Source organism: Azohydromonas sp., from assembly GCF_035325925.1.
GTDB lineage: Bacteria > Pseudomonadota > Gammaproteobacteria > Burkholderiales > Burkholderiaceae_C > Calidifontimicrobium.
In genome coordinates this window covers 55,235-80,084 of the sequence record NZ_DAOKZA010000007.1, presented here as the reverse complement: position 1 = coordinate 80,084, position 24,850 = coordinate 55,235, and the positions used below count along the sequence as shown (strand labels likewise).

Sequence of the window (24,850 nt, the reverse complement as noted above, 5' to 3'; positions counted from 1 at the left end):
AAGCGTGGCTTGACCGACGCCAGGTGCAAGCGATGGCACGAATCAGCAAGTCGGGGCTATACAAGGCCATCGCCGAGCAGCGAGCACCGGCGCCGGTGAAGCTCGGTCGACGATTTGCCCGCTGGCGCCGCAGCGACGTGCTGTCATGGCTGCGCGACCCATCTTCGTGGAGCCCTGGGGCGGCGTGGAGGGCGGCGCCGTGAACCTCTTGCCGCTGTCGTTCCCTGCGCAGCCCGAGGCAAACGCAGCCTTTGTTGCGGACGCCGCGCTATTCGCCAACGGCGTCATCACGCTCGAAGAACTGGCCACGCTGCACGGGCTCGACAGTGAGGCTGCGCGCGCGCGTCTTGAGCACCCGGATACAGCCGCCGAGGTCGAGGCCAGGGCAGTGATGATGCGCGGCGATGGCACGCTGGCGCGGGCGAAGGCCCACGAGGCGCTGATCTGCGTAATCGACAGACTGCACGAACACGCGCAACGCCCCGACCTGCCCGCGGGCACGTGTGTGCGTGTCGCCGATGTGCTGAGCCGCATCGCTGGAGTGGTGTCCGCGCGCACTGAGGCGCCCACGCGGTCGACGTTCAGCGTAAATATCGTTCTGAGCGGCACGGCGCCTGCCGTGGTGATCGAGGAGGTCAGCGGTGCGTGATCTCGCGTCCGAAATGACGCTCGACGCCTGGCGCGGTGATGTGACGATCTTTAGGGGCTTCTTCGACACTGCGCCCCTTCGCGAGTTGCGCGACGCGCGGTGGGGTGAACTTGTCGACGCAGTGGCGCCTGCCAGCGGGCCGGCCATCGTCGAGAACAAAGAAGCCGCACCGTACTTCGTGCCGTGCTCGCTGAAGGAAGCCCCACTCGTGGGCAGAACGCGCGAGAGAGCCGAGCGAGAGGGCCGCCCGCTCGAAGGACGACAGCGAAGCGCTGCACACGTCAGCGACGCCACGTGGCTTGTCTTCGACCTTGATGGGCTGTCGCCCAACGCGTTCGAGGCGGCCGGGCGAGCACTCAAACAAGGCGGCGTGGCCTTCGTCGCGTGGACGAGTTGGAGCATCGGGCTCAAGCCGGGCTTGCGGGCGCGACTGGCCCTTCCTGTGGACTCCGCGCTGGATTCGAGCCGGTATGCACGCGCATGGCGCGGTGCGAATGCCCTGCTGTTTGAAGGTGGCGCCGACGGCACGGGGTCACGGCTTTACCAGCAACAAGGCGCGTGGTGCGCTGCGCCGTCTCGGTCGCGCCTTGCGCGCCGCTGGGTCGTCGAGGGCGGTGTCGCCAGTGCTCACGCGCTTGCGATTGCTGTCGGGGGTGTTGCATCCAGCAGGCAGCGGAGGGCGGTGCCGGCGAGAAACGTTTGCATCTGGCCTGTCGCGTCCGTATGTATCGCCCAGGTTGAGCACGCGTTGCGCATGTTCGACCCGAACGACTACGAAGACTGGAACCGCGCCATCTCCCTTCTTGCGGCAATTGCGCGCGACGCAGGCGACCTGCATGACGAGCTTCGCGAGATGGCGGTCACCTTCTCGGACAGAGCCGACCCGGAAAGGCGTGCGGGCAACGACAAGCCCCAGTACGACCCGCGGCTCAGGTTTGACCGCTGGAAGTCGCATATCGGGCTGGACGCCGCGGCAGGTGCACTGTTCAAGACGGCGCGGGACCGCGCGCTGGCAGCTTGCCTCGATGCAGTACGCAGTGGGCGATGGCATGGCACGAAGGGCGCATGGACGTACCTCGTTGCGTATCACCCGAAGACATGGGAGGGGGTGCGCGAAGTGATGGGGGTCGCTGCATGAGCCTGTTAAAAGCACGGTTGGCCGAAGCGCGCGCACCCCGGCGCGAAGTGCGGGAAGGCGACGACACCACGCAGGTAGATGCGGCCAGGGCGACTGTGGTTGCACTCGCCGCCGCGCCTGTAAGCCACCCGGACGATGAAGCCCCGACGCCGGCCGCCGAGCGTGAGGCTCAGCGCCAAGCCAAGCTAGGCGCCCGATATCACGAGACGAACCAGGGCAACGCTGTCGCGGCCGGGCTGGATGTATTCATCGACCAGCACGGCAGCGCCAGGCTGGCGCTCCGGCGTGCGGGCGGCCGGGTCGACGTTCTGCACGCGCAGGCGTCGGAATCACTCGATCACGTGCGCGCAAAGCTGGCGCAAGCCACGGGCAAGCGGGCGTCCAAGGAAGTTGCAGAGGGCCTGTTGGCTATCAAGCGCGACGAGGCCCGCGGACGCCGGGACGTGCGGCGCGTTCATCTGCGCATCGCTGGGGACGCCCAAGAGTCGGTCTTGCTCGACATGGCCGACGATGTGGGGCGCTTGGTACGCGTCGCGAGTGAGGGATATCAAGTCGAAGCGCAAAGCGAGTCGCTGTTTCATCGTGGCGCGGGCGTGGGCACGCTGCCTGAGCCAACCCAGATATCCGATGCAAACGAGGCGGCACGGGTGCTTTGCAAGCAGTTGAGCCACTGGGGCGTGAACGGCGACGACCAGCATCTGGTGCTCGTGTGGCTGGTCGAGTGCCTGCGTCCGAAGACACCGAAGCCCATCCTGGAAATCCTCGGACCCGCTGGGGCTGGCAAGTCGACACTGGCGCGGAATCTGGCGAGCATCGTTGACCCGACCGTCAGCGGCGAACTGCCCACCGTGCGGCTTACGGAGGCAGACGTAATGGCGGCCGCATCGCAACGCTACACGCTCCATCTGGACAACGCCAGCCGTCTCACACCGGACGAGCAAGACCTGCTGTGTCGAGTCGCCACGGGCGGCCAGATCAGCCATAGGCGCTTGTACGAGCAGCACGACGTGGCTTGCGTGGATGTGCTCGCACCGGTACTCATAACGTCGATCTCGCGCGTGGTCACGCGGTCGGATGCGCGGTCGCGCACGATCTCGCTGCGCCTGGATGTGGTTAGCGGCGGATACCAGTCGGCGCAAGACGTTCGCACAGAGTTCCAACAAGCACACCCCAGGCTGCTGGGCGCGGTGTGCACGCTGCTGGCTGCCGGGCTAGCGAGGTTGCGCGTCGTTCAAGGACAACGGCAATACGGCCATCGTCTCGTCGACTTCGAGCAGTTAGGCGAGGCGATCCACCAGTCCTTAGGGCGGGCACCGGGGTGGTTCGGCGAGTTGATGGACGGCCGGCGCCGAACCGACGCTGTTGCCGCCGCGGAGGACGACCCGCTGCTTTCCACGGTACTTGAGGTTGTCAACAAGCGCGCCGCGAGCGCGAAGGCAGGCGCCATGCCCCCGGCATCGAAGTGGGCCACGTCGCCAGGGTGGGCCGCCAGCCTCGACGCTCAGGGCGGCGTGTCGGTCGCGATGACGCTTGGGCAGTTGCTCAGCGAGGTTCAAGTCTTGCGCGCGTGGGCGGGATCGGGTCATGTATGGGACCGCCCGCCCGCCAACGAGCGAGCGCTGCGCGGCGCGCTTGAGCACCGCCTTCCCACGCTTGCCGCCCTCGGCTGGAGTCTGGCGTTCACGAGTGCGAACAACCGCAGCGCGGCATTTTTCAGCTGCCGGCAAGCGGCGCGCGCGTCGGTGACGGGCAGCCCGCTCGCTATTACGGGGTCGGCTACCGACCCCGTAACGACCCCGTAGCCAAAAAATTCTTATGAATCAAGCACTTGCGCGCGTTTTACGGGGTCTACGGGGTCGTCATCCTTCTTTTCTTAGAAAAAAGGAAAAGGGGTAGAGAAGAAGGAAGAAAGAGAAAAAGCGAGCCTGCCGACCCCGTAGACCCCGTAAATCTCCGTAACCCGTTGATTTACAAAGATTTTTTCATACGGGGTCGTTACGGGGTCGCCGAGCGACCCCGTAAATCCCAACCCCCCCTGCACGGTCCGCGATGAACATGGACAAATCACCCCCTAACCTGCCCACATTGCCACCCTGGTGCCTCGCCCTGCTTCGCCGCGCCGAGGTAGTCGCGCAGCTACCCCGCACCCCCTGCACCGCGACGGAGTTGGCACGCCGCACGGGCCTGACGCCGCGAGCACTCGCTGCGCACCTACTCATCGCTGGCTGGCATCGCGAGCGTGTGTGGGATCGTCGACCTGACGGCCGGCGCCGCCTCACGCTGTGGTGGCTACCGCCAGGCACGCAAGCCCCAAGAACCCCGCGCGGGCGCCCGCGCTCGGCCTTATCCCTTCCTGAAGCACTGCGGGTTTTCAACCCGCCCAAGGAGACCTACGATGATTACGTCCTGGGATGACTACTTCGCCTCGTCCCGCATCCCCGTCACAGTAACCGTGCGAGATCCTGGCCACGGCGTAATGCTCCATCGACACACCGAGTGCCCAAAGGGCACCTCTGCCACCGTCCTGGACGCCTTCGCCGACCTGCTGGGTAGTCTGATCGAATTCACTGCGAGCGACCCGTACCCGTACTCCGCTGCCGCGGCCGACGCAATCCGAGCAAGGTTCGCGAGTGACGCCCACGAGCACACAGAACCGAAATGGCGCCATGTTTACGCCGAGCGCGCTGCGGTCGCCATCTATAACCACCACAAGGAGACGGTGTGCATGATCGACCGCGCTAGCCGATATGGACGCTCGGCCGGGCCGAAGCACCTGCTCGAACACCACCGCGACTACTGCGGCGACAGCCTCGACGCGACGATGCCTAGGCTACAAGTCGAACTCCTGCAAGCTGCGCGCGCCCTAACAGCGCTGCGTATTGGCCAGCCTGACGTGACCGACGCCGAGATCGCGATGCAGATATTGGACGCGCTTCTCGGTGCGCTGGACTTCCCACACTCAGCGCCTTTGGCTGACTTACAACCCAATTTCTAGCAATTCGCGATACCTCTACGCTACCCTACTGCCACTTGGGAGACGGGATGTCGCGAAGTCAAGTGCTCCACCTCAGCGACTCGGCGCGGCGCCGTACTTCTTCGATAGTGATTCCCACAAGAAGCGAGCGTCGTAGACATAAATACTGTCAGAGGGGCGATCTACGAAGCAATATATCGTGTTTGTTGTAGACGGTCTGCTAATTACAATAGGAATACCGCCCGTGGTTGTGGTTCTTGATTGACCGTACACACTACTACCAATCACTGTCGCTGAGCCGGTGGTGTTCGACTGAGTCGGCGTGGTTACTACGCCTGTACTTACCCTAGCTCGTTCATCAATAATGGCGAAGTAATTAAATCCATTCTTCAGTGCAAGCTCCGCGCTGCGGAGTAGCGCGAGGTCTTGCGCCCTTTCTGGGCTTGTAAAACCGTTACCCTTAAAGGTAACTCTGAAAATGTTCTTGTCTAGCTGCGTATCAGTAAAGCCGCCAGTCATTCCTTCTGGCTGATATTTTGTGGGACTTGAGCACCCTGTAACCAAAATACTCAAAGACAGAATCGCAATAATGCCTCTCATGGGATGCCTCGCTAGGGATGGTCTGCATAAACCCCGGGCAACTCTGCTTGCCGCACTGCGCTGACGCCGCGACGATCTGATCCATGAAGCAAGCCGACCTGGGTCTGAACCTGACGACCAAGCGAACGCGCAAACGCGAGTTCCTGGCGCAGATGGAGCGAGTGGTGCCGTGGGCGGCGCTGGTGGAGTTGGTGGCGCCGAACGCTCCCGAGGGCAAGAAGGGCCGGCCGCCGTTTCCGGTGGAGACCATGCTGCGCATCCACTTCATGCAGCAGTGGTTCACGCTGAGCGACCCGGCGATGGAAGAGGCGCTGCACGACGTGCCGCTGTTCCGCGAGTTCGCCGGCCTGGGCTGGGATACGCGTCTGCCCGACGAGAGCACGATCCTGCGGTTTCGCCACCTGCTGGAGCGCCACAAGCTGGCCGAGCAGATCCTGGCCACGGTCAACGGTGTGCTGCTGGGCAAGGGCCTGATGCTCAAGGCCGGCACCGTGGTCGACGCCACGCTGATCGCCGCGCCGAGTTCGACCAAGAACGCCGGCGGCGAACGCGACCCCGAGATGCACCAGGCCAAGAAGGGCAACCAGTGGTACTTCGGGATGAAGGCGCACATCGGGGTGGACGCCGACTCGGGACTGGTCCACACCGTGCGCGGCACGGCCGCCAACGTCAGCGACGTCGTCGAAGGCAACAGCCTGCTGCATGGGCAAGAGACCGATGTCTTTGCCGACGCCGGCTACCAGGGGGCTCACAAGCGAGCCGACGCCAACGACGATGTCCGCTGGCACGTGGCCATGCGCCCGGGCAAGCGCCGCGCGCTGGACAAGAGCCGCGTCGTCGATCAGCTCATCGATCAGGTCGAGCGCATCAAGGCCAGCGTGCGTGCCAAGGTCGAGCACCCGTTCCGCGTGGTCAAGCGTCAGTTCGGTCACGTCAAGGTGCGCTACCGCGGACTGAAGAAGAACACGGCGCAGCTGGTCACGTTGTTCGCGCTGTCCAACCTGTGGATGGTCCGGCGCACGTTGTTGGCACTGGATGGGCAAGTCCGTCCGCAACAACCGAAGACGGCATGAAAACAGGCCATTGGAGGCCTCGGACGAGATGAATCGAGCAGTCATCGCACCCATTGCAGGACAGCACCGTCAATTCAGCTCGTTCGGCGTGATGCTCATGCTGGATGGGCTTTGTTCAGACCATCCCTAGACCTTCCACGTCGTTCGTCGCGAAGTTAAGGCCGTTCGTCGTCGCTGGTCAAGGCGCGACCTGCTGCTGTCAGGGTACCGGTGCCTGCTGCGTTGCGATCGACGCCACTCGCTTGGGTTGGTCCTCTTGGGTCCACGCGCGAGGCGGCCGGCGCACTGAGCGCACGACACCAAGGGGGTGGGGGTGACCCTTCCCCGGTGCCCCATCCCCCCTACCCCTCGATGGCGCTGTCGGCCGGTCGAGCAGCTTGTTTCCCCAGTGGGTTCGCGGGGTGCCTTTCCCCACTTTCTCCCCACAAGCGCAAAGCGGCGCCCATGAGCGCCGCTAAGTGCTTGTCTTGCCAGGAATTCTTGGCGCGCCCGAGACGGTTCGAACGTCCGACCCCTGCCTTCGGAGGGCAGTACTCTATCCAGCTGAGCTACGGGCGCGTGGGTTCGCGATTGTACCGGCGCGGCCGGGGTTCAGCCGCGCAGCAGCTTGTCCTCGGCCAGCGCCAGCGTCTCGGGCACGCCCGACAGCACCAGCGTGTCGCCGGCGCCGAGCACGTGGTCGTCGCCGGCCTCGACGATATGGCCCGAGCCCAGTCGCACCGACACGACCTGCACGCCCATCGCGCCCAGCGCCAGTGCGCCCAGGCGCTGACCGAGGCTGGGCGCCGCGGCGGGCAGGCTCAGCGTGTGCAGCCGCGGCTGGCTCAGTTCGTCGACGGTGTCGTCGTCGGCGCCGAGGAAGTAGCCGCGCAGCAGGCTATAGCGCGCATCGCGCGCGTCGCGTGCGATGCGGATCACGCGGCGCATCGGCACCCCGACCAGTGCCAGCGTGTGGCTGGCCAGCATCAGCGACCCCTCGATCGCCTCGGGAACCACCTCGGTGGCGCCGGCGGCGCGCAACGTTTCGAGGTCGGCGTCGTCGATCGTGCGCACCAGCACCGGCACCTGCGGGGCGTGCTCGCGCACCTGGTGCAGGATCTTCAGCGCCGACGGCGTGTCGTGGTAACTGACGACCACCGCGCTGGCGCGCGCGAGCCCGGCGGCCATCAGGCTGCGCAGCTTGGCCGCGTCGCCGAACACCACGCTGTGGCCGGCGGCGGCGGCCTGGCGCACGCGGTCGGGGTCCAGGTCGAGCGCCATGTACGGGATCTTCTCCTTCTCGAGCAGTCGCGCCAGGTTCTGCCCGCTGCGCCCGTAGCCGCAGATGATCACGTGCGCGCTGGTGCGGATCGCCTTGGTTGCGATCGACGTCAGCTGCACCGACTGCGCCATCCAGTCGCTGGCGAACGCGCGCCCGACGATGCGGTTGGCGTTCATCACGACGAACGGCGTGGCCAGCATCGACAGCACCATGCTCGCCAGCACCGGGCTGACCCACTGCGGCTCGATCAGCTGCTGCTGCGCGCCCAACGTCAGCAGCACGAAGCCGAACTCGCCGGCCTGCGCCAGGTACAGCCCGGTGCGCAGCGCCACGCCGGGCGCGGCGCGGAACACCCAGGCCAGCACGGTCACCAGCGCCGCCTTGACGACCAGCGGCAGCGTGGTCAGCAGCAGCACCAGCCCCCACTGGTCGAGCACCGGCCGCCAGTCGAGCTTCATGCCGATGGTGATGAAGAACAGCCCGAGCAGCACGTCGTGGAACGGGCGGATGTCGGCCTCGACCTGGTGCTTGTACTCGGTCTCGGCGACCAGCATGCCGGCGACGAACGCCCCGAGCGCCAGCGACAGCCCGGCGTGCTCAGTCAGCCAGGCCAGCCCCAGCGTGATCAGCAGCAGGTTCAGGACGAACAGCTCCGCGCTCTTGCGCCGCGCCACCAGCGTCAGCCACCAGCGCATCAACCGCTGCCCGCCGGTGAGCAGCAGGGCCAGCAAAGCGCCGGCCTTGAGCGTCGCCAGCCCGATCGCGATGGCCAGCTGCTCGGGCTCGGCGTTGAGCGCCGGGATCAGCACCAGCAGGGGCACCACCGCGAGGTCCTGGAACAGCAGCACCCCCATCACGCGGCGGCCGTGCTCGCTCTCCAGCTCGAGGCGCTCGGCGAGCAGCTTGGCGACGATCGCGGTGCTCGACATCGCGATCGCGCCGCCCAGCACCACCGCGCCCTGCCAGCCGAGCTGCCACGGCGTGTCGGTGTGCGAGTAGATCCAGCGCAGCAGCAGGTGGCCGACGAGCGTGCCGGCGATGGTCAGCAGCACCTGGCTCAGACCCAGCCCGAACACCAGCGTGCGCATGCTGCGCAGTTTCGGCAGGTTGAACTCCAGCCCGATGACGAACATCAGGAACACCACGCCGAACTCGGCGAGGTAGCGCACGCTCGCCGAGTCGGCCGCCAGCGCCAGCGCGTTCGGGCCGATCAGCACGCCGACCACCAGGTAGCCGAGCATCGGCGGCAGCTTGAGCGAGCGGCAGACAACCACCCCGGCCACGGCAGCGACGAGGTACAGCAAGGCGATGTCGAGCGTGGTGGCCATGGAGCGGGCGGGGCGCGTGAGCCGGGGCGGCACCTAGAATCCCATGATCGTAAGTGAGCCTGCCGCCGCCTCCCGTTCGATGACTGCCGCTCCCGCCTTCGACGCCGCGCGCGCGCTGCAGTTGGCCGCGCGCACGCTCGACATCGAGGCCGCCGCGCTCGCCGGCGTCAAGGCGCGGCTCGACGACGCGTTCGCGCAGGCAACGTACACGATGCTGGCCTGCCGCGGCCGCGTGGTCGTCATGGGCATGGGCAAGAGCGGGCACGTCGGGCGCAAGATCGCCGCCACGCTCGCGTCGACCGGCACGCCGGCGATGTTCGTGCACCCCGCCGAGGCCAGCCACGGCGACCTGGGCATGGTCACGCCGGACGACGTGGTGCTGGCGATCTCCAACTCGGGCGAGAGCGACGAGCTCAACGCCATCGTGCCGCTGCTGCGCCGCCAGGGCGTGCCGCTGCTGGCGATGACCGGGCGTGCCGACTCGACGCTGGCGCGCCATGCCGACCTGGTGCTGTCCAGCGCGGTCGAGCAGGAGGCCTGCCCGCTGAACCTGGCGCCCACCGCGAGCACCACGGCGCAGATCGCGCTCGGCGACGCGCTGGCGGTGGCGCTGCTCGACGCGCGCGGCTTCAAGGAGGACGACTTCGCGCGCTCGCACCCAGGCGGGGCGCTCGGGCGGCGCCTGCTGGTGCACGTGGCCGACCTGATGCGCAGCGGCGACGCGTTGCCGCGCGTCGACCCGGGTGCGAGCTTCGGCGAGATGCTGCGCGAGATGACCGGCAAGGGGCTCGGCTTCACGGCGGTGGTCGACGCGGCCGGGCGCGCCATCGGCATCTTCACCGACGGCGACCTGCGCCGGCTGATCGAGAAGGGCGGCGAGCTGCGCGGGCTCACCGCCGGCGAGGTGATGCACCCGAACCCGCGCACCATCGCTGACACCGCGCTGGCGGTCGACGCGGCGACGCTGATGGAGCGGCACCGCATCACCAGCGTGATCGTCGTCGATGCCGACGGGCGTTTCGTCGGCGCGCTGAACACCAACGACTTGATGCGCGCGAAGGTGATCTGACGATGGTCGCGCTGCAGTTCCCCCCGGCGCTGTTGCTGAAGGCGCAGGGCCCGCAGCTGGGAATGCGCGCCGCGTTGTTCGACGTCGACGGCGTGCTCACCGACGGCACGCTGTACATCGGCGAGCAAGGCGAGACGCTGAAGGCGTTCCACGTGCTCGACGGCCACGGGCTGAAGCTGCTTGCGCAGGTCGGCATCGCACCGGTGGTCATCACCGGGCGCGACTCGGCGGCGGTGCGCCGGCGCGTCAGCGACCTCGGGATCGTGCACGCGTCGTTCGGCGTTGGCGACAAGCTCGCCGCCGCCGACGGCGTGCGTGCGCAGCTCGGCCTCGACTGGGCCGAGGTGGCGGCGATCGGCGACGACTGGCCCGACCTGCCGCTGCTCGCGCGCGTGGGCTTTGCCTGCGCCCCGCCCGGCGCACACGCCGAAGTGCTCGCCGCGGTGCACCACGTGACGGCCGCGCGCGCCGGTCACGGCGCGGCGCGCGAGTTCTGCGACCTGCTGCTGATGGCCGGCGGTCACTACGCGCGCCTGCTGCACGGCCAGCTCGCGACCCTCGACGCGCGGTGATCCTGAGCCCGGCCGCCCCCCGCCCCGCGCCGGCGGCCCCGCGCCAGCCATGGCACTGGCGCGCGCGCGAGCTGGTGGGCGCGTACCTGCCGCTGCTGGTGATGGCGCTGCTGGCGCTGGCCACCTGGTGGCTGGTGCGCAACACGCCGGTGCCCGAGGAGCGCGTCGACGCGCCGGTGCTCGCCGGCGAGCCCGACTACACGATGCACGGTGTTCTGTTGCAGCGCTTCGCCGCCGACGGCGCACTGCGTCTGCAGGTCGAGGGCGACGTGCTGCGCCACTACCCGGCCGACCAGACGATCGAGATCGACCAGGTGCGTCTGCGTGCGATCGATGCCCGGGGTGCCGTGACGCTGGCCAGCGCGCGGCACGCGCTGACCAACGACGCCTCCACCGAGGTGCAGCTGCGCGGCGGCGCGCAGGTGCGCTACGTGCCGGTCGACGGTGGCACGCCCGCCGAGTTCCGCGGCGAGTTCCTGCACGCCTTCGTCGAGACGCAGGTGCTGCGCTCCGACCAGCCGGTGACGCTGACGCAGGGGCGCAACGAGATCCGCGCCGCCGGCATGGTGGTCGACCACCGCGCGGGCACCGCACGGCTCGACGGGCCGCTGCGCGCGACGCTCGAGCCGCTGCGGGGGCGGCCGTGAGCGGCGAACCGCTGGTGTTCATCACCGGCGCGTCGAGCGGCATCGGCCAGGCGCTGGCGCTGCGCTACGGCCGCGCCGGCTGGCGGATGGCGCTGGTCGCGCGCCGCGGCGCCGATACCGAGGCGTGGGCGCGCGCGCAGGGCTTCGACGCCGGGCGGTGCGCCGTGTACGCCGCCGACGTGCGGCAGATCGACGCGATCGACGCGGCCGGGCGCGAGTGCATCGCGCGCCAGGGGCTGCCCGAAGTGGTCATCGCCAACGCCGGCATCAGCGTCGGCATCGACACCGCCGAGCGCGAAGACCTGGAGGTGATGCGCGACACGCTCGAGATCAACCTGCTCGGGGTCGCCGCCACCTTCCACCCGTTCCTCGCGCCGATGCGCGAGCGCGGCGCCGGCACGCTGGTGGGCATCGCCAGCGTCGCGGCGATCCGCGGGCTGCCCGGCCACGGCGCGTACTGCGCGAGCAAGGCGGGGGTGGTCGCCTACTGCGAGAGCCTGCGCGGCGAGTGCCGACGCCACGGCGTGCGCGTCGTCACGCTGCTGCCGGGCTACGTGGCCACGCCGCTGACCGCGCGCAACCGCTACGCGATGCCGTTCCTGCTGTCGCCCGAGGCGTTCGCCGAGCGCGCGTTCCGCGCCATCGAGGCGGGGGCGAGCTACCGCGTGATCCCGTGGCAGATGGCGGTCGTCGCCAAGCTGATGCGTGCGCTGCCGAACGCGTGGTTCGACCGCCTGACGCAGCGCCGCGGCCGCAAGCGCCGTCGCCACGAGTGACGCCGCGCAACGAATGACCCGTCGCCTGCGCGGCGGCGCGACGCGCGGCATGCTCGCGACCCATGGACACCTTGACGCATGCGCTGTCGGGGGCGCTGCTGGCGCGCGCGATCTGCGTGCGCGCGCCGGCCGTGGCCCCGGTGGCGCCGCCCGCCGCGCCACCGGTCGGGCGCTTCGCCGCCGCGTGGGACGGTCGCGCCGGCGCGCTGGCGCCGTGGCAGGCGGTGGCCGCCGGCACGCTGGCGGCGGCGTTTCCCGACCTCGACTTCGTCGTCGGCTGGGCCGGCGAGATGGCCTACCTGCGCCATCACCGCGGCGCCACGCACTCGCTTCTGCTCGCGCCGCTGTGGGCCTGGCTGCTGGCGCTGCTGATGAGCCGCTGGTTCGCCACCACGCGCGCGCAGCCCGGCGGCTGGAAAGGCCTGTACGTGATCGTGCTGGCGGCGATCGTCGTGCACATCGCCGGCGACTGGATCACGCAGTTCGGCACGATGCTGCTGTCGCCGCTGTCCAACGCGCGCTTCGGGCTGGGCGCGATGTTCATCATCGACCTGGTGTTCAGCGGTGTGCTGATCGTCGCGCTGCTGCTCGCCGCGGTCTGGCCGCGGCGGCGCTGGCCGGCGTGGGCCGGGCTGGCGCTGGCCGCGGCCTGGGTCGCGCTGGCCTGGGACGCGCGCCAGGACGCGCTCGACGCCGGCCGGCAGCACGCGCAGCGCGCCGGCATCGCCGCGGTCGAGGTCGACGCGATGCCGCGGCCGGCGTCGCCCTTCAACTGGACGGTGACGGTGTACGACGGCGATCGTTACCACGTCACCGACCTGAACACGCGCCGCCGCGAGCCGCTCGTCGCGAGGCCCGACGATCACTTCGTGCGCCGGTTGTCGGCGCCTTACGCGCCGGTGGCGCAGGCCACGTGGCGCACGCTGCCGCGTTTCGGCGACGACGGCGACGCGGCCTGGGCGCGCGAGGCCTGGCAGCACGAGGCGCTGGCGACCTACCGATGGTTCGCCGCCGCGCCGGTGTTGGTGCAGGCCAGCGAACGCCGCGGCGCCGACGGCGGCGTCGAGCGCTGCGCGGTGTTCGGCGACCTGCGTTTCGCCTTCCCCGGCCGCGACGAGGCGCCGTTTCGCTACGGCGTGTGCCTGAACGGCGACCGCGCGGCGACGCTGGTCAAGCTCGAGGGCGGCGTGCTCAATCCGGTGTGAGGTGATCGACGTTGTCGTGCTGTTCTTCCTGCTGGGCGTGTTCGCGCGCCTGGTGGGCAGCGACCTGCGCCTGCCCGAGGCGCTGTACGAGACGCTGTCGATCTACCTGCTGCTGGCGATCGGGCTGAAGGGCGGGCTCGAACTCAGCCGCCAGCCGCTGGGCGCGCTGGCACCGCAGATCGCGGCGTGCATGGCGCTGGGCTTCGCGATCCCGTTCCTGCTGTACCCGGCGCTGCGCGCGCTGCGGCTGGGCGCACTCGACGCCGCCGCGGTGGCGGCGCACTACGGCTCGGTCAGCGTGGTCACCTTCGCGGTGGCCATCGCGGCGCTGGCGCGTGCGGGCATCGAGCACGAGAGCCACGCGGCGCTGTGGGTGGCGGTGATGGAGGCGCCGGGCATCGTCGCCGGCATCCTGATCGCGCGCTGGGTGCAGCGCCGGTCGGCGACCGCCGCGGCGCCGGCGGCCGGCGGCTGGGGCGCGCTGGCGCACGACGTGTTGTTCGGCAAGAGCGTGCTGCTGCTCGCCGGCGGGCTGCTGATCGGCGCGGTGGCCGGCGACGCCGGCGTCGCGCCGATCGAGGCGGTGTTCGTGACCCCGTTCAAGGGCGTGCTCGCGCTGTTCCTGCTCGAACTCGGTCTGGTCGCCGGCGCGCGCCTCGCCGAGGTGCGGCGCTTCGGCGCCGCAGTGCTGGCGGTCGGTCTCGTGGCGCCGCCGCTGCTGGCGCTGCTCGGGGGATTCACCGCGGTGCTGCTCGGGCTGACGACCGGCGGCGTGGCGATCGTCGCGACGCTGGCGGCCAGCGCGAGCTACATCGCGGCGCCGACCGCGATGCGTGTCGCCGTGCCGCAGGCCAACGCCGCGCTGTCGATCACCGCGGCGCTGGGCATCACGTTCCCGTTCAACATCGTGATCGGGATTCCGCTGTACATCGAACTCGCCCGGGCCTGGACATGACGAGCAGCGCACGCCATCCGAAGACCTTGCTGGTGATTGTCGCCGAGGCGGTGATCGAAAGGGCGCTGGTGCGCGACGCGTGCCGCCTCGGCGCTCAGGGGTGGACCGTCGGCGAGGTGCGCGGCGCCGGCGCCGAGGGGGTGCGCGAAGGCGCCTGGGAGGCCGACCGCACGATCGAGTTGAAGCTGATCTGCGAGGCGGCAGTCGCCGACGCGATTGCCGACCACGTGCTCGCCACGTACGCGCCGCATTACGCGGTGGCGATGTACCTCAGCGACGTGCGCGTGCTGCGTCCGCAGCGCTACTGATGTCGGCCGCGGGCGCGCGCCGATGACAAAGGGCACCGGCGTCGCCGCCGGTGCCCTCTTGATGCGACTGGGTCCCGCCGGGGCGCAGCCCGGCCGGGCGGGAGCTCAGTAGCCGCCGCGGTCGCCGCGGTCGCCGCCGTAGCCGCCGCGACCACCGCCGCCGCTGCCGCTGCCGTAGCCGCCGCGCCCACCGCCGCCGCCACCACCGTAACCGCCGCCACCGCCACCGCCCCCGCGACCGTAGGGGCTGCGGCCACCGCCGCCACCACCGCCGTAGCCGCCGCCCGCGCCACCACCACCGCCGTAGCCGCCGCGACCACCGCCGCCGCCGTAGCCACCGCCGGGGCGGTCCTCACGCGGGCGAGCTTCGTTGACGACGACCGCGCGCCCTTCGAGCGACTGGCCGTTCATGCCGTTGATGGCGGCCTGCGCCTCGGCGTCGCTGCCCATCTCGACGAAACCGAAACCCTTAGAGCGTCCCGTCTCTCGGTCCATCATGACCTTCGCCGAGGTGACGGTGCCGAACTGCGAGAACGCCTGCTGGAGCGATTCGTCGCGCACGCTATAGGCGAGGTTGCCTACGTACAACTTGTTTCCCATGGGGAAGCCCTTTGTTCAATCACGGATAACCAGGTGGAGCTTCAACCCATCGTGAGACATTCAACCGAAGGCGCCGCATCCAGACACAGGCCTGCTGATTATCAAGCTTCGGTGCCGCGCCGCAATCTTGCGGTGCCGATTTGTTGTTTTGTGTCATTGCGGGTTTCCCCCGGGTCGGCGCGCCGCCGGCCCCGGGTTGGTGCACGCGACGGGCGCTAGCATCGCGATCGATGCCTCCCGCGCCCGAGTTCGACCACGTGATCGTCGGCGCCGGCACCGCCGGCTGCCTGCTGGCGAACCGGCTGAGCGCCGACCCGCGGCGCCGCGTGCTGCTGCTCGAGGCCGGCGGGCGCGACGACTACCTGTGGATCCACATCCCGGTCGGTTACCTGTACTGCATCGGCAACCCGCGCACCGACTGGCTATACCAGACCGAGCCCGATGCGGGCCTGAACGGGCGCAGCCTGCGCTACCCGCGCGGCAGGGTGCTCGGCGGCAGCTCGAGCATCAACGGCATGATCTACATGCGCGGCCAGAGTCGCGACTACGACGGCTGGGCCGAGCTCACCGGCGATGCCGCCTGGCGGTGGGACGAATGCCTGCCGTTCTTCCGTCGCCACGAGGACCACTGGCGCGGCGACGCCGGCGGCGACGACGACTTCCGCGCCCACCACGGCCACGGCGGCGAGTGGCGCGTCGAGCGCCAGCGCCTGCGCTGGGACGTGCTCGACGCGTTCGCGCAGGCGGCGCGCGAGGCCGGCATCCCGGCCACCGACGACTTCAACCGCGGCGACAACGAGGGCGTCGGGTACTTCGAGGTCAACCAGCGGCGCGGCGTGCGCTGGAACGCCAGCAAGGCCTTCCTGCACCCGGTGCGCGCGCGGCCGAACCTCACGGTGTGGACCGGCGCCACCGTCGAGCGCGTGCAGCTCGAGCGCGGCGCGGACGGCCGCTGGCGCGCCTGCGGCGTCGAGCTGCGGGGCCCCGGGCTGCCGGCGGCGGCGCGCGCGCGCGCCGAGGTGCTGCTGGCCGCCGGCGCGGTGGGCACGCCGGCGCTGCTGCAGCGCTCGGGCATCGGTGCGGCGGCGCTGCTGCGGGGCCTGGGCATCGAGCCGCGGCACGACCTCCCCGGCGTCGGCGAGAACCTGCAGGACCACCTGCAGATCCGCGCCGTGTTCGGCGTCGAGGGCGTGCGCACGCTGAACACCATCGCCGGCACGCCGTGGGGCAAGGCGGGCATCGCGCTCGAGTACCTGCTGCGCCGCAGCGGGCCGATGAGCATGGCGCCGTCGCAGCTCGGCGCGTTCACCCGTTCGTCGCCCGGGCAGCGCTGGCCGAACGTCGAGTACCACGTGCAGCCGCTGTCGCTCGACGCCTTCGGCCAGCCGCTGCACCGTTTCAACGCGTTCACTGCCAGCGTGTGCAACCTGAACCCGACGTCGCGCGGACGGGTGCGCATCCGCTCGCCGCGCGCCGACGACGCGCCACGCATCGAGCCGAACTACCTCTGCACGCCCGAAGACCGCCAGGTCGCCGCCGACTCGCTGCGACTGACGCGGCGCATTGCCGCGATGCCGGCGCTGGCGCGCTACCGCCCGCGAGAAATCAAGCCCGGCGTCGAGTACCGCAGCGACGAGGAACTCGTCCGGCTCGCCGGTGACATCGGCACGACCATCTTCCACCCGGTGGGCACCACGCGCATGGGCCGCATCGACGACGCGATGGCGGTGGTCGACAGCCGGCTGCGCGTGCGCGGCGTGGACGCGCTGCGTGTGGTCGACGCCGGCGTGATGCCCACGATCACCAGCGGCAACACCAATTCGCCGACGCTGATGATCGCAGAGCGCGCCGCACAGTGGCTGATCGACAAGGAGTCCGCCGGTTCGTGAGCGCCCGCTCTCGTCGGGACGTCGACCGGCGCGAGGCGGCGTTGCTGCGACGGGGGTAAGCCCGGATTTCGGTGCGCGGCGGTGCTGCCTAGACTGCGCGCTCTCGCAGCGCCACGGCCGGTCACGCCGCGGTCGGCTGGACGGAGGCCCGAGGAGACTGCACAACACCGATCGCCCGACAACGATGCATCCGCCGCAAGGGCGTCGCCGCATGGACGACGCCGAGTCGATGCGGACCGAAGCGCCGGCGTTGCCGGCGCTTTCTTTTTGCGCTGCCGTGCCGCGCTGGAACGCCGGATAGCGCGGGCTTTTCGTCCGACCGCGGCCATCGCGCCGCCCTAGCATGGTTCGCCGATCCCGCCACGCCGACCCGCCATGCCCGTCGACCCCGAACTGCGCAGCCTCGACATCGACATCCCCGCCCAGCCCGAGGCCCTGGTCAAACTGTCGCTGCTGCTCGCCGAGGACGAGATCAACCTGCAGGCGGTGTCGGCGCTGATCGAGTCCGACATGGCGCTCGCGGCGTCGGTGATGAAGGCGGTCAACTCGTCGCTGTACGGTCTCAAGGGCCGGGTGCAGACGGTGCAGCAGGCGATCACCTACCTGGGCATGCGCGAGGTCGCGGCGATCACCTTCGAGATGGGCTTGCGTGCCGCGTTCCCGCCGGCGCCCGAGCTCGAGCCGATCTGGCAGCGCGCCGCGGTGCGCGGGATGGTCATGGGCCGCATGGGCCAGCAGCTCGGCGTCGACGGCTGGGCCGCCCATTCGGCGGGGCTGTTCGAGGAGTGCGGCAAGGCGGTGCTGTTCCGCCATGCGAGCGATCACTATCGCTCGATGCTGCGTGCTGCGGCCAACGACCTCGAGCTGATCTCGCTCGAGCGCGCCGGCTTCGGCGTCAGCCACGAGGCGCTCGGTGCGGCGCTCTGTGAGAGCTGGGGCCTGGCGGCTCCGGCGGTGGCGAGCGTGCGCCACCACGTCGAGGTGCAGGCCGGCGCTGACCTGCCCGCCGGCATGCAGCGCACCGCGGTGCTGGCGCTGTCGGCGGTCGCCGCCGTGCTGATGCGCGACGCCGACCAGCTCGAGGCGGTGGTGCAGCGTGTCGCGCCGCAGGTGCCGCTGGACGAGACGCTGGTGTTGCGTGCCGCGCGCAAGGTGCACGAGCATCTCGAGGAGGCGCGCGCCCACGGGCGCTGAACTTGCGTCGCCGCGCCGGCGGCGCCATTGCGTGCAGGCAAACCCGCTAGGTCGCTCGCCGCGTCGCGGCTAGGCTGCGCGGTCGTGTCCGTCGCCGCCCCACCGATGCCCACCGTGCCGCGCGAGTCGCTCGCGCTGCAGCGCCTGTACGACTGGGAGCGCAGTGCGCCGCGGCGGGTTGCGCTGACGCAGCCGGTCGGCGCCGGCGTGGTGGTCGTTCACACCTGGGCCGAGGTGGCCGACGAGGCGCGCCGCATGGCGGCGCACCTGCGCTCTCACGAGCTGCCGGCGGGCAGCCGCATCGCGATCCTGTCGAAGAACTGCGCCCACTGGCTGATCGCCGACTTCGCGATCTGGATCGCCGGCCACGTCTCGGTGCCGCTGTACCCGACGCTCGCCGCGGCGACGGTGCGCCAGATCCTCGAGCACAGCGACGCGCGGTTGCTGTTCGTCGGCAAACTCGACGGCTGGCCGGCGATGCGCGCGGGCGTGCCCGACGCGCTGCCGTGCATCGCGCTGCCGCTGGCGCCGCCCGAGGCGCGCGCGGGCCTGCCGCGCTGGGACGAGATCGTCGCGGTCACCGCACCGCTGGCCGACGAGCCGGTGCGCGACGGTGGCGACCTGGCGACGATCATGTACACCTCGGGCACCACCGGGCAGCCGAAGGGCGTGATGCACAGCTTCGCGAACTTCGCCTGGGCGGTCGACGCCGGCCTGAAGCGCGTGCCGATCGATGCCGACGCGCGCATGCTCAGCTACCTGCCGCTGGCGCACGTGGCCGAGCGCACGCTGGTCGAGCACGGCCAGCTCGCCACCGGCATGCACGTGTACTTCGCCGAGAGCCTGGACACCTTCACCGCCGACCTGCAGCGCGCACGGCCGACCATGTTCTTCAGCGTGCCGCGCCTGTGGCTGAAGTTCCAGCAGGGCGTGCACGCGAAGCTGCCACCGGCGCGCCTGCGGCGGCTGCTCGCGGTGCCACTGCTCGGCGGCCTGGTGCGCCGCCGCGTGCTGGCCGCGCTCGGCCTCGACCGGTGCCGCTTCGCCGCCGGCGGCGCGGCGCCGATGCCGCCCGAACTGCTGCGCTGGTACGCCGCGCTCGGCCTGCCGCTGATCGAGGTCTACGGCATGACCGAGAACTGCGGCGTGTCGCACTCGACGCTGCCGGGGCGCACGAAACCTGGCAGCGTCGGCCTGCCCTACGAGGGGGTGCAGTGCCGCATCGACCCGGACAGCGGCGAGATCCAGATGCGCAGCCCCGGCGTGATGCTCGGGTACTACCGCGAGGGCGAGTTGACGCGCAAGACCTTCACCGCCGACGGCTGGCTGAAAACCGGCGACCAGGGACGACTCGACGGTGAGGGCTGGCTGAGCATCACCGGCCGCGTCAATGACCTGTTCAAGACGAGCAAGGGCAAGTACGTGGCGCCCGCGCCGATCGAGGACCGGCTGGTGATGCACCCCGACGTCGAGGCCTGCGTCGTCGCCGGCGCCAGCCTGGCGCAGCCGCTGGCGCTGCTGATGCTCAACGCCGACGCGCTGTCGCGCGCGGCGCACGGGCCGGGGCGCGCCGCGATCACGGCGTCGCTGGCCGCGCACCTGGGCGCCGTCAACGCGGCGCTCGACCCGCACGAGCGGCTGGGCTGCGCCGTCGTCATGACCACCGCGTGGACGGTCGACAACGGCTTCGTCACGCCGACCTTCAAGGTTCGGCGCGGCCGCATCGAGCAGGCCTATGCTGCGCACTACGAGCGCTGGACCGAGGCCGGCACGGCCGTCGTGTGGCCGTGAGTGGCCTTGACCAAACGCAAGCCCTCGCGCCACGGCCAGGCCGCCCGGCGGCCGCGCCCGCGCCGCGTCGGCTAACCTTGCGCCGGCGCGCCCCGCCCGATCTTCCTCCAACCCACCGCGCTGCCGCGCGGCAGTGAGCCCATCGATGACCACCGCCACCACCGACGACGCCCTGGCGCTGCAGCGCCTGTACCACTGGGAATCGACCGCGCCGGACAAGGTCGCGTTCACGCAGCCGATGGGCGCCGGGGTCGTGCGCGACTACACCTGGCGCGAGGTGTGCGACCAGGCGCGGCGCATGGCCACGCACCTGCAAAGCCTGGGCGTCGGGCCGGGCGACCGCGTGGCGATCCTGTCGAAGAACACCGCGCACTGGATGATGAGCGACTTCGCGATCTGGCTCGCCGGCGGCGTGTCGGTGCCGCTGTACCCGACGCTGGCACCGGCGACGATCACGCAGATCCTCGCGCACTCGGGGTCGAAGGTGCTGTTCGTCGGCAAGCTCGACGGCTGGGAGCACATGAAGCCCGGCGTGCCGGCCGCGCTGCCGTGCATCAGCCACCCGCTGTCACCCGACGACGCGAAGCGCAGCTACCCGCGCTGGGACGACATCGTCGCGAAGACGCCGGCGCTCAAGGGCAAGCCGACGCGGCCCGAGAACGACCTGTCGACGATCATGTACACGTCCGGCACCACCGGAACGCCCAAGGGCGTGATGCACACCTTCGGCAATTTCGCGCGGGTGCTGGTGCAGGGGCTCAAGCGCATCCCGCTGAACGAGCAGTCGCGCATGCTCAGCTACCTGCCGCTGTCGCACGTGGTCGAGCGCGCGCTGGTCGAGCATGGGCAGCTGTACACCGGCATGCACGTGTACTTCGCCGAGAGCCTGGACACCTTCGCGCAGGACCTGCAGCGCGCGCGCCCGACCGTGTTCTTCAGCGTGCCGCGGCTGTGGGTCAAGTTCCAGCGCGGCGTGCTGCACAAGATGCCGGAGAAGAAGCTCGGGCTGTTCCTGAAGATCCCGATCCTGAACGGGATCGTCAAGAAGAAGATCCTCTCGGCGCTGGGCCTCGACCAGTGCATCTTCGCCGTCGGCGGCGCCGCGCCGATGCCGCTGGAGCTGCTGCGCTGGTACGAGCGCCTCGGCCTGCAGGTCGCCGAGGGCTACGGCATGACCGAAAACCTCGGCGCCAGCCATATCTCCACCGGCGACCCGGCCGAGTTCGGCACCGTCGGACGCGTCTACGAAGACGTCGAGTGCCGCATCGCGCCCGACAACGGCGAGATCCAGGTGCGCTCGCCGTGGACGATGACCGGCTACTACCGGCAGCCCGAGCTGTCGCGCGAGACCGTCACCGACGACGGCTGGCTGAAGACCGGCGACAAGGGGACGATCGACGCGCAGGGGCGGCTGCGCATCACCGGCCGTGTGAAGGATCTGTTCAAGACCAGCAAGGGCAAGTACGTCGCACCGGCGCCGATCGAGGACAAGCTGGTGATGCACGCCGCCGTGGAGGCCTGCTGCGTCACCGGCGCGAACCTGGGCCAGCCGCTGGGCCTGGTGATGCTCAGCGCCGAGGCGGCGCAGCAGGCGGCCACCACGGAGGGCAAGGCCGAGCTCGAGGCGTCGCTGGCCGAGCACCTGAAGGCGGTCAACGCGACGCTCGACCCGCACGAGCAGATGGACTGCATCGTCGTGATGACCGAGGCCTGGACCGTCGACAACGACCTGATCACGCCGACCTTCAAGGTCAAGCGCAACCGCATCGAGGACGCCTTCGCCGCGCAGTACGCGCGATGGGAGAGCAGCGGCAAGCCGGTCATCTGGCACGGCGCCTGAAGCCAGCCCGCCGAGGCGGGCCCCGGCGCGCTCAGCCGCCCGGCGCGGGTGCGGCCGCGGGGCGGGCGGCGCTCTTCAGCCGCGCGAGCTTGGACTCGTACATCGCGCGCGTCGTGCGCGTGTGGCTGTTCTCCAGCGCCAGCGCCAGCTGACGGCGCGCGTGCTCGTGCTCGCCCAGCGCCTGGTGCGCCGCCGCGAGCCAGAAGTGCACCTCGTGGTAGCTCGCGTCGCGCGCCAGCTCGCGCTCGAACCAGCGCTTGGCCTGGCGGTAGTCGCCGTCGCGCATCGCGGCGCGGCCCAGTGCGAGGAAGTGCAGCGGCGGGTGCGACTCGGCGCGCGCCAGCCGTTCGGTCCACGCCGCCGCCTCCTCGTGCCGGCCCTGGCGCTGCAGTGCCGGCACCAGGTTGGCCATCGCCACCGTGTGCCGCGGGTCGCGTTCGAGCACCGCGCGCAGCACGCGCTCGGCCGAGGCCGGTCGGTCGCGCCGCAGGTAGATCACCGCCAGCGTGTTGTAGGCGGCGAGGAACCCCGCGTCACGGCGCATCGCCTCGCGGGCGTGCCAGTACGCCAGGTCGAGCGCGCCGTCGACCATCAGCTCGGCGGCGCGGTTGTTCAGGTACATCGCGACCACGGTGGCCTCGCCGATCGCGCGCGTACGTGCGCCGCGCAGGTCCTCCGGCGGCAGGAAGTCGACCAGCAGCTCGTCGCGGTCGTCGACCGACGGGCCGCGGCCCAGCTTGCGCCCGAGGCTGACGTTGATGTGGCCGTTGGCCAGCACCAGGTCGCCGCTGCGGCTCCAGCTGCTGTCGACGACCACGCTCTGGTAGCGCACCGGCAGGCCCATCGACTTGGCCAGCGCGGCGGTCATCGCGACCAGCGACAGGCAGTTGCCCGCACGCTCGTCGAACGCCTGCGCCGCGGTGCGCGTCAGCGTCGAGTCGTACTCGATGCGCAGTTTGCGCCCGTACAGCGCGTCGACGAGCACCCGGCGTGGGTCCGCGGTGCCGAGCACCAGTTCGCGGGCCACGAAGCGACGCATTTCGTCGCTGAGCGCGAACAAGGCGCTGCCGTCGACCGGCGTCGGCGGCGGGGCGAAGCGGGCGTCGTCGAAGAAGTCGTCGAGCCGCGGGTCGGCTGGACCGTGAGCGCAGGCGCCGACGAGCAGCGCGAGCAGGGCGGCCAACAGGCCGCACAGGGGGCGTGGCAGCATCGCAAGATCCTCGGCGGCGTCGCGCGTCGCCCAGGCGAGGATCGTACGCCGCGCGGGCGCGTCAGTCGAGCATCACTTCGGTGCGCACCGTGCCGGCGCGCTCGCAGCGCGCGGTCAGCCCCAGCCGCGTGCCGGCCGGCGCACGCACGACCCACTCGGCGACCGCGCGGTCGGCGGTCAGCTCGCGTGGCGGCAGGAACGCCTGCAGCGAGGTCTTCGGCGCGTGGCCGGCCAGGTGCGGTCCCTCGATGCGCGGCTTGCCGCCGACCAGCGACACCGCCGGCGCCTCGCTCGCGTCGGGCAGGTGGATCTCGAAGACCACGCCGCGTGCGGTCTTGCGGTCGAGTGCACGCTGCGTGACGTGGCTCGGCAGATAGCCGGCGTTGCCGACCGCGAAGCGCACGCGCCAGCTGTCCTCGCCGAGCCGGCGCACCTCGGTGCGCAGCAACTCGAGCCGCGGCAGCGACAGCGCGAGCTGCGCCAGCCACGCCGGGAAGCGCGCGGCCTCGCGCTCGCGCAGCCCCGGCGGCGGGTTGCGCCAGAAGTTCATCTTGTCCCAGCCGCCGATCTCGACCTCGCCGAGCTGCGGGTGGTGGAACGGCTTCCAGTCGACGTGCGCCTGCCCGCCGCAGTGCTCGTCGCTCCACTTCAGCAGTTTCAGGTCGTCGGCCACCGGGTGGTCGCGGTACCACTCGATCCACTTGTAGTCGGTGATGCCGGCCTCCTTGTTCGGCGCCCAGATCTCGACCGTCCAGAACAGCGCGCCGAGGTGCTCGTAGACCCAGTCCTGCGTGCCGGTGATGATCTCCTTCGGGTGGTACTTGAACTCGTGGAAGATGCTGATCGCCGGGTAGCCGGTGAGCTTGGCGCCGATGTCGGACAGGCGCTTGTAGATCCACAGGTCCTCGGGCGTCATGTCGTCGTCGCTTTGCGTGCCCATCGGCCGCAGGATCACGCCGCTGTGCGTGTGGAAGCTGACCGCCGCGCCGATGTTGCGGTGCGCGAAGAAGAAGTCGACCATGGCGCGCACCTCGGGCTCGCTGGTCGGGTACGGGCCGGCGCCGGGCTGCTCGAACTCCTGGCGCCAGTAGGCGGGGAAGTTGCGGTTCAGGTCCAGGCCCTCGCGGTCCTTGTTGACGGTGATCGTCAGCCCGTCGAAGTCGCGCACGAAGCCTTCGGGCACGATGCGGTAGTAGGTGCCGCCGAACTCGCCGGGCTCGCGCGGGATCATGAGTCGCGGGTCGTCGGGGTGGCACTTGTACGACCCATGCGGGTCGCGGATGCGCATGCTCAGGATGCGCCCGTCGCCGTCGACGTCCTCGATCGTCAGGCCGTCGACCGGCTCCTCGTCGTAGGGGTACGGCCGCGTCGAGCTGCGGATGTGGCGCGGCCTCGGCAACAGCGCCAGCTCGGCGCCGTCGGGGTTCAGCCGCGGGCAGATGTAGACCGCGCGCGTGTCGAGCAGCTGCGTGACCTGCGCATCCTCGCCGTAGCCGGTCACCAGCCGGTGCAACCAATACAGGCAGGCGGTCGACGCCGTCAGCTCGGCGGCGTGGATGTTGCCGTCGACCCAGAACGCCGGGCGGTCGAGGTCGTCGCCGCTGGGATGGTGGGTCAGCACCGCGACCCAGATGTCGCGCCCCTCGTGGCTGCGGCCGATCGACCGCAGCGACACCAGGTCGGGGCGAGCGGCGGCGTAGTCGTGCAGCAGCCGCGTCAGCTCGGCGTGGCGATAGAACGTGTCGAAGCGGGGGACGGGCAGCGGCGGCAT

Annotated in this window: 20 protein-coding genes and 1 tRNA gene; 16 read left to right on the top strand and 5 right to left on the bottom strand. The window is 70.3% G+C overall.

The genetic code is table 11. The annotated features are described in order from the left end of the window. The first annotated feature begins 145 nt into the window (after nucleotides 1-145). From PKC53_RS04260 to PKC53_RS04240, 5 genes are all read left to right on the top strand, one after another. Nucleotides 146-649: a hypothetical protein gene (locus tag PKC53_RS04260; RefSeq protein ID WP_324426653.1), complete on the top strand. Its 504-nt coding sequence runs from the start codon at nucleotides 146-148 to the stop codon at nucleotides 647-649. Beyond that, nucleotides 642-1,787 carry a hypothetical protein gene (locus PKC53_RS04255; protein WP_324426651.1) on the top strand — a complete coding sequence of 382 codons (1,146 nt, stop codon included), beginning with the start codon at nucleotides 642-644 and terminating at the stop codon, nucleotides 1,785-1,787. Before PKC53_RS04260 ends, PKC53_RS04255 begins: the two co-directional genes overlap by 8 nt. Continuing rightward, the gene (locus tag PKC53_RS04250) at nucleotides 1,784-3,589 is read left to right on the top strand and encodes a hypothetical protein (protein WP_324426649.1); all 1,806 of its coding nucleotides are present in this window, start codon (nucleotides 1,784-1,786) and stop codon (nucleotides 3,587-3,589) included. The genes PKC53_RS04255 and PKC53_RS04250 overlap by 4 nt, the downstream gene beginning before the upstream one ends. 593 nt (nucleotides 3,590-4,182) lie before the next feature. Beyond that, nucleotides 4,183-4,782 (top strand): hypothetical protein, encoded by a 600-nt coding sequence (locus PKC53_RS04245; protein ID WP_324426647.1) that lies wholly within the window; start codon nucleotides 4,183-4,185, stop codon nucleotides 4,780-4,782. 662 nt (nucleotides 4,783-5,444) lie between these two features. Next, nucleotides 5,445-6,434, top strand: coding sequence for an IS5 family transposase (locus PKC53_RS04240; RefSeq protein WP_324426645.1), 990 nt, complete (start codon nucleotides 5,445-5,447; stop codon nucleotides 6,432-6,434). 481 nt (nucleotides 6,435-6,915) lie between these two features. Here PKC53_RS04240 and PKC53_RS04235 read toward each other — a convergent pair. Both PKC53_RS04235 and PKC53_RS04230 read right to left on the bottom strand, forming a co-directional pair. Continuing rightward, nucleotides 6,916-6,992 (bottom strand) — tRNA-Arg (locus PKC53_RS04235). A 33-nt stretch (nucleotides 6,993-7,025) separates the two neighbouring features. Continuing rightward, nucleotides 7,026-9,023, bottom strand: a complete 1,998-nt coding sequence (locus PKC53_RS04230) for a cation:proton antiporter (RefSeq protein ID WP_324426643.1) — start codon at nucleotides 9,021-9,023, stop codon at nucleotides 7,026-7,028. A 79-nt stretch (nucleotides 9,024-9,102) separates the two neighbouring features. On the opposite strand from PKC53_RS04230, the gene PKC53_RS04225 reads away from it, so the two are divergent. The 7 genes from PKC53_RS04225 to PKC53_RS04195 all read left to right on the top strand — a co-directional run bounded on the left by PKC53_RS04225 (nucleotide 9,103) and on the right by PKC53_RS04195 (nucleotide 14,555). Further along, the gene (locus PKC53_RS04225; RefSeq protein ID WP_324426641.1) at nucleotides 9,103-10,092 is read left to right on the top strand and encodes a KpsF/GutQ family sugar-phosphate isomerase; all 990 of its coding nucleotides are present in this window, start codon (nucleotides 9,103-9,105) and stop codon (nucleotides 10,090-10,092) included. A gap of 2 nt (nucleotides 10,093-10,094) precedes the next feature. Beyond that, nucleotides 10,095-10,664, top strand: coding sequence for an HAD hydrolase family protein (locus PKC53_RS04220; protein WP_324426639.1), 570 nt, complete (start codon nucleotides 10,095-10,097; stop codon nucleotides 10,662-10,664). Continuing rightward, nucleotides 10,661-11,311 carry an LPS export ABC transporter periplasmic protein LptC gene (lptC, locus tag PKC53_RS04215; protein ID WP_324426637.1) on the top strand — a complete coding sequence of 217 codons (651 nt, stop codon included), beginning with the start codon at nucleotides 10,661-10,663 and terminating at the stop codon, nucleotides 11,309-11,311. Before PKC53_RS04220 ends, lptC begins: the two co-directional genes overlap by 4 nt. After that, nucleotides 11,308-12,087, top strand: coding sequence for an SDR family oxidoreductase (locus PKC53_RS04210; protein ID WP_324426635.1), 780 nt, complete (start codon nucleotides 11,308-11,310; stop codon nucleotides 12,085-12,087). The genes lptC and PKC53_RS04210 overlap by 4 nt, the downstream gene beginning before the upstream one ends. Nucleotides 12,088-12,149: 62 nt before the next feature. Beyond that, on the top strand, nucleotides 12,150-13,292 hold the full coding sequence (locus PKC53_RS04205) for a metal-dependent hydrolase (protein ID WP_324426633.1): 1,143 nt from the start codon (nucleotides 12,150-12,152) through the stop codon (nucleotides 13,290-13,292). A gap of 1 nt (nucleotide 13,293) precedes the next feature. Further along, entirely contained in the window at nucleotides 13,294-14,247 is a 954-nt protein-coding gene (locus PKC53_RS04200) for a sodium-dependent bicarbonate transport family permease (RefSeq protein ID WP_324426631.1), read from the top strand. Further along, complete coding sequence (locus tag PKC53_RS04195; protein ID WP_324426629.1) at nucleotides 14,244-14,555, top strand: transcriptional regulator; 312 nt, start codon at nucleotides 14,244-14,246, stop codon at nucleotides 14,553-14,555. The genes PKC53_RS04200 and PKC53_RS04195 overlap by 4 nt, the downstream gene beginning before the upstream one ends. A gap of 105 nt (nucleotides 14,556-14,660) precedes the next feature. Here PKC53_RS04195 and PKC53_RS04190 read toward each other — a convergent pair whose 3' ends face one another. Then, nucleotides 14,661-15,155, bottom strand: coding sequence for an RNA-binding protein (locus PKC53_RS04190; RefSeq protein WP_324426627.1), 495 nt, complete (start codon nucleotides 15,153-15,155; stop codon nucleotides 14,661-14,663). Between the two features lie 230 nt (nucleotides 15,156-15,385). On the opposite strand from PKC53_RS04190, the gene PKC53_RS04185 reads away from it, so the two are divergent. From PKC53_RS04185 to PKC53_RS04170, 4 genes are all read left to right on the top strand, one after another. Continuing rightward, on the top strand, nucleotides 15,386-17,044 hold the full coding sequence (locus tag PKC53_RS04185) for a GMC family oxidoreductase N-terminal domain-containing protein (RefSeq protein WP_324426625.1): 1,659 nt from the start codon (nucleotides 15,386-15,388) through the stop codon (nucleotides 17,042-17,044). Between the two features lie 375 nt (nucleotides 17,045-17,419). Then, complete coding sequence (locus PKC53_RS04180) at nucleotides 17,420-18,238, top strand: HDOD domain-containing protein (protein ID WP_324426623.1); 819 nt, start codon at nucleotides 17,420-17,422, stop codon at nucleotides 18,236-18,238. Between the two features lie 105 nt (nucleotides 18,239-18,343). After that, on the top strand, nucleotides 18,344-20,029 hold the full coding sequence (locus tag PKC53_RS04175) for an AMP-binding protein (protein WP_324426621.1): 1,686 nt from the start codon (nucleotides 18,344-18,346) through the stop codon (nucleotides 20,027-20,029). A 145-nt stretch (nucleotides 20,030-20,174) separates the two neighbouring features. Further along, the gene (locus tag PKC53_RS04170) at nucleotides 20,175-21,869 is read left to right on the top strand and encodes an AMP-binding protein (RefSeq protein WP_324426619.1); all 1,695 of its coding nucleotides are present in this window, start codon (nucleotides 20,175-20,177) and stop codon (nucleotides 21,867-21,869) included. A gap of 31 nt (nucleotides 21,870-21,900) precedes the next feature. Here the strand turns inward: PKC53_RS04170 and PKC53_RS04165 are convergent, their stop codons facing one another. Both PKC53_RS04165 and PKC53_RS04160 read right to left on the bottom strand, forming a co-directional pair. Next, nucleotides 21,901-23,079: a tetratricopeptide repeat protein gene (locus tag PKC53_RS04165; protein WP_324426617.1), complete on the bottom strand. Its 1,179-nt coding sequence runs from the start codon at nucleotides 23,077-23,079 to the stop codon at nucleotides 21,901-21,903. A gap of 61 nt (nucleotides 23,080-23,140) precedes the next feature. Further along, nucleotides 23,141-24,850 carry a M14 family metallopeptidase gene (locus PKC53_RS04160; RefSeq protein WP_324426615.1) on the bottom strand — a complete coding sequence of 570 codons (1,710 nt, stop codon included), beginning with the start codon at nucleotides 24,848-24,850 and terminating at the stop codon, nucleotides 23,141-23,143.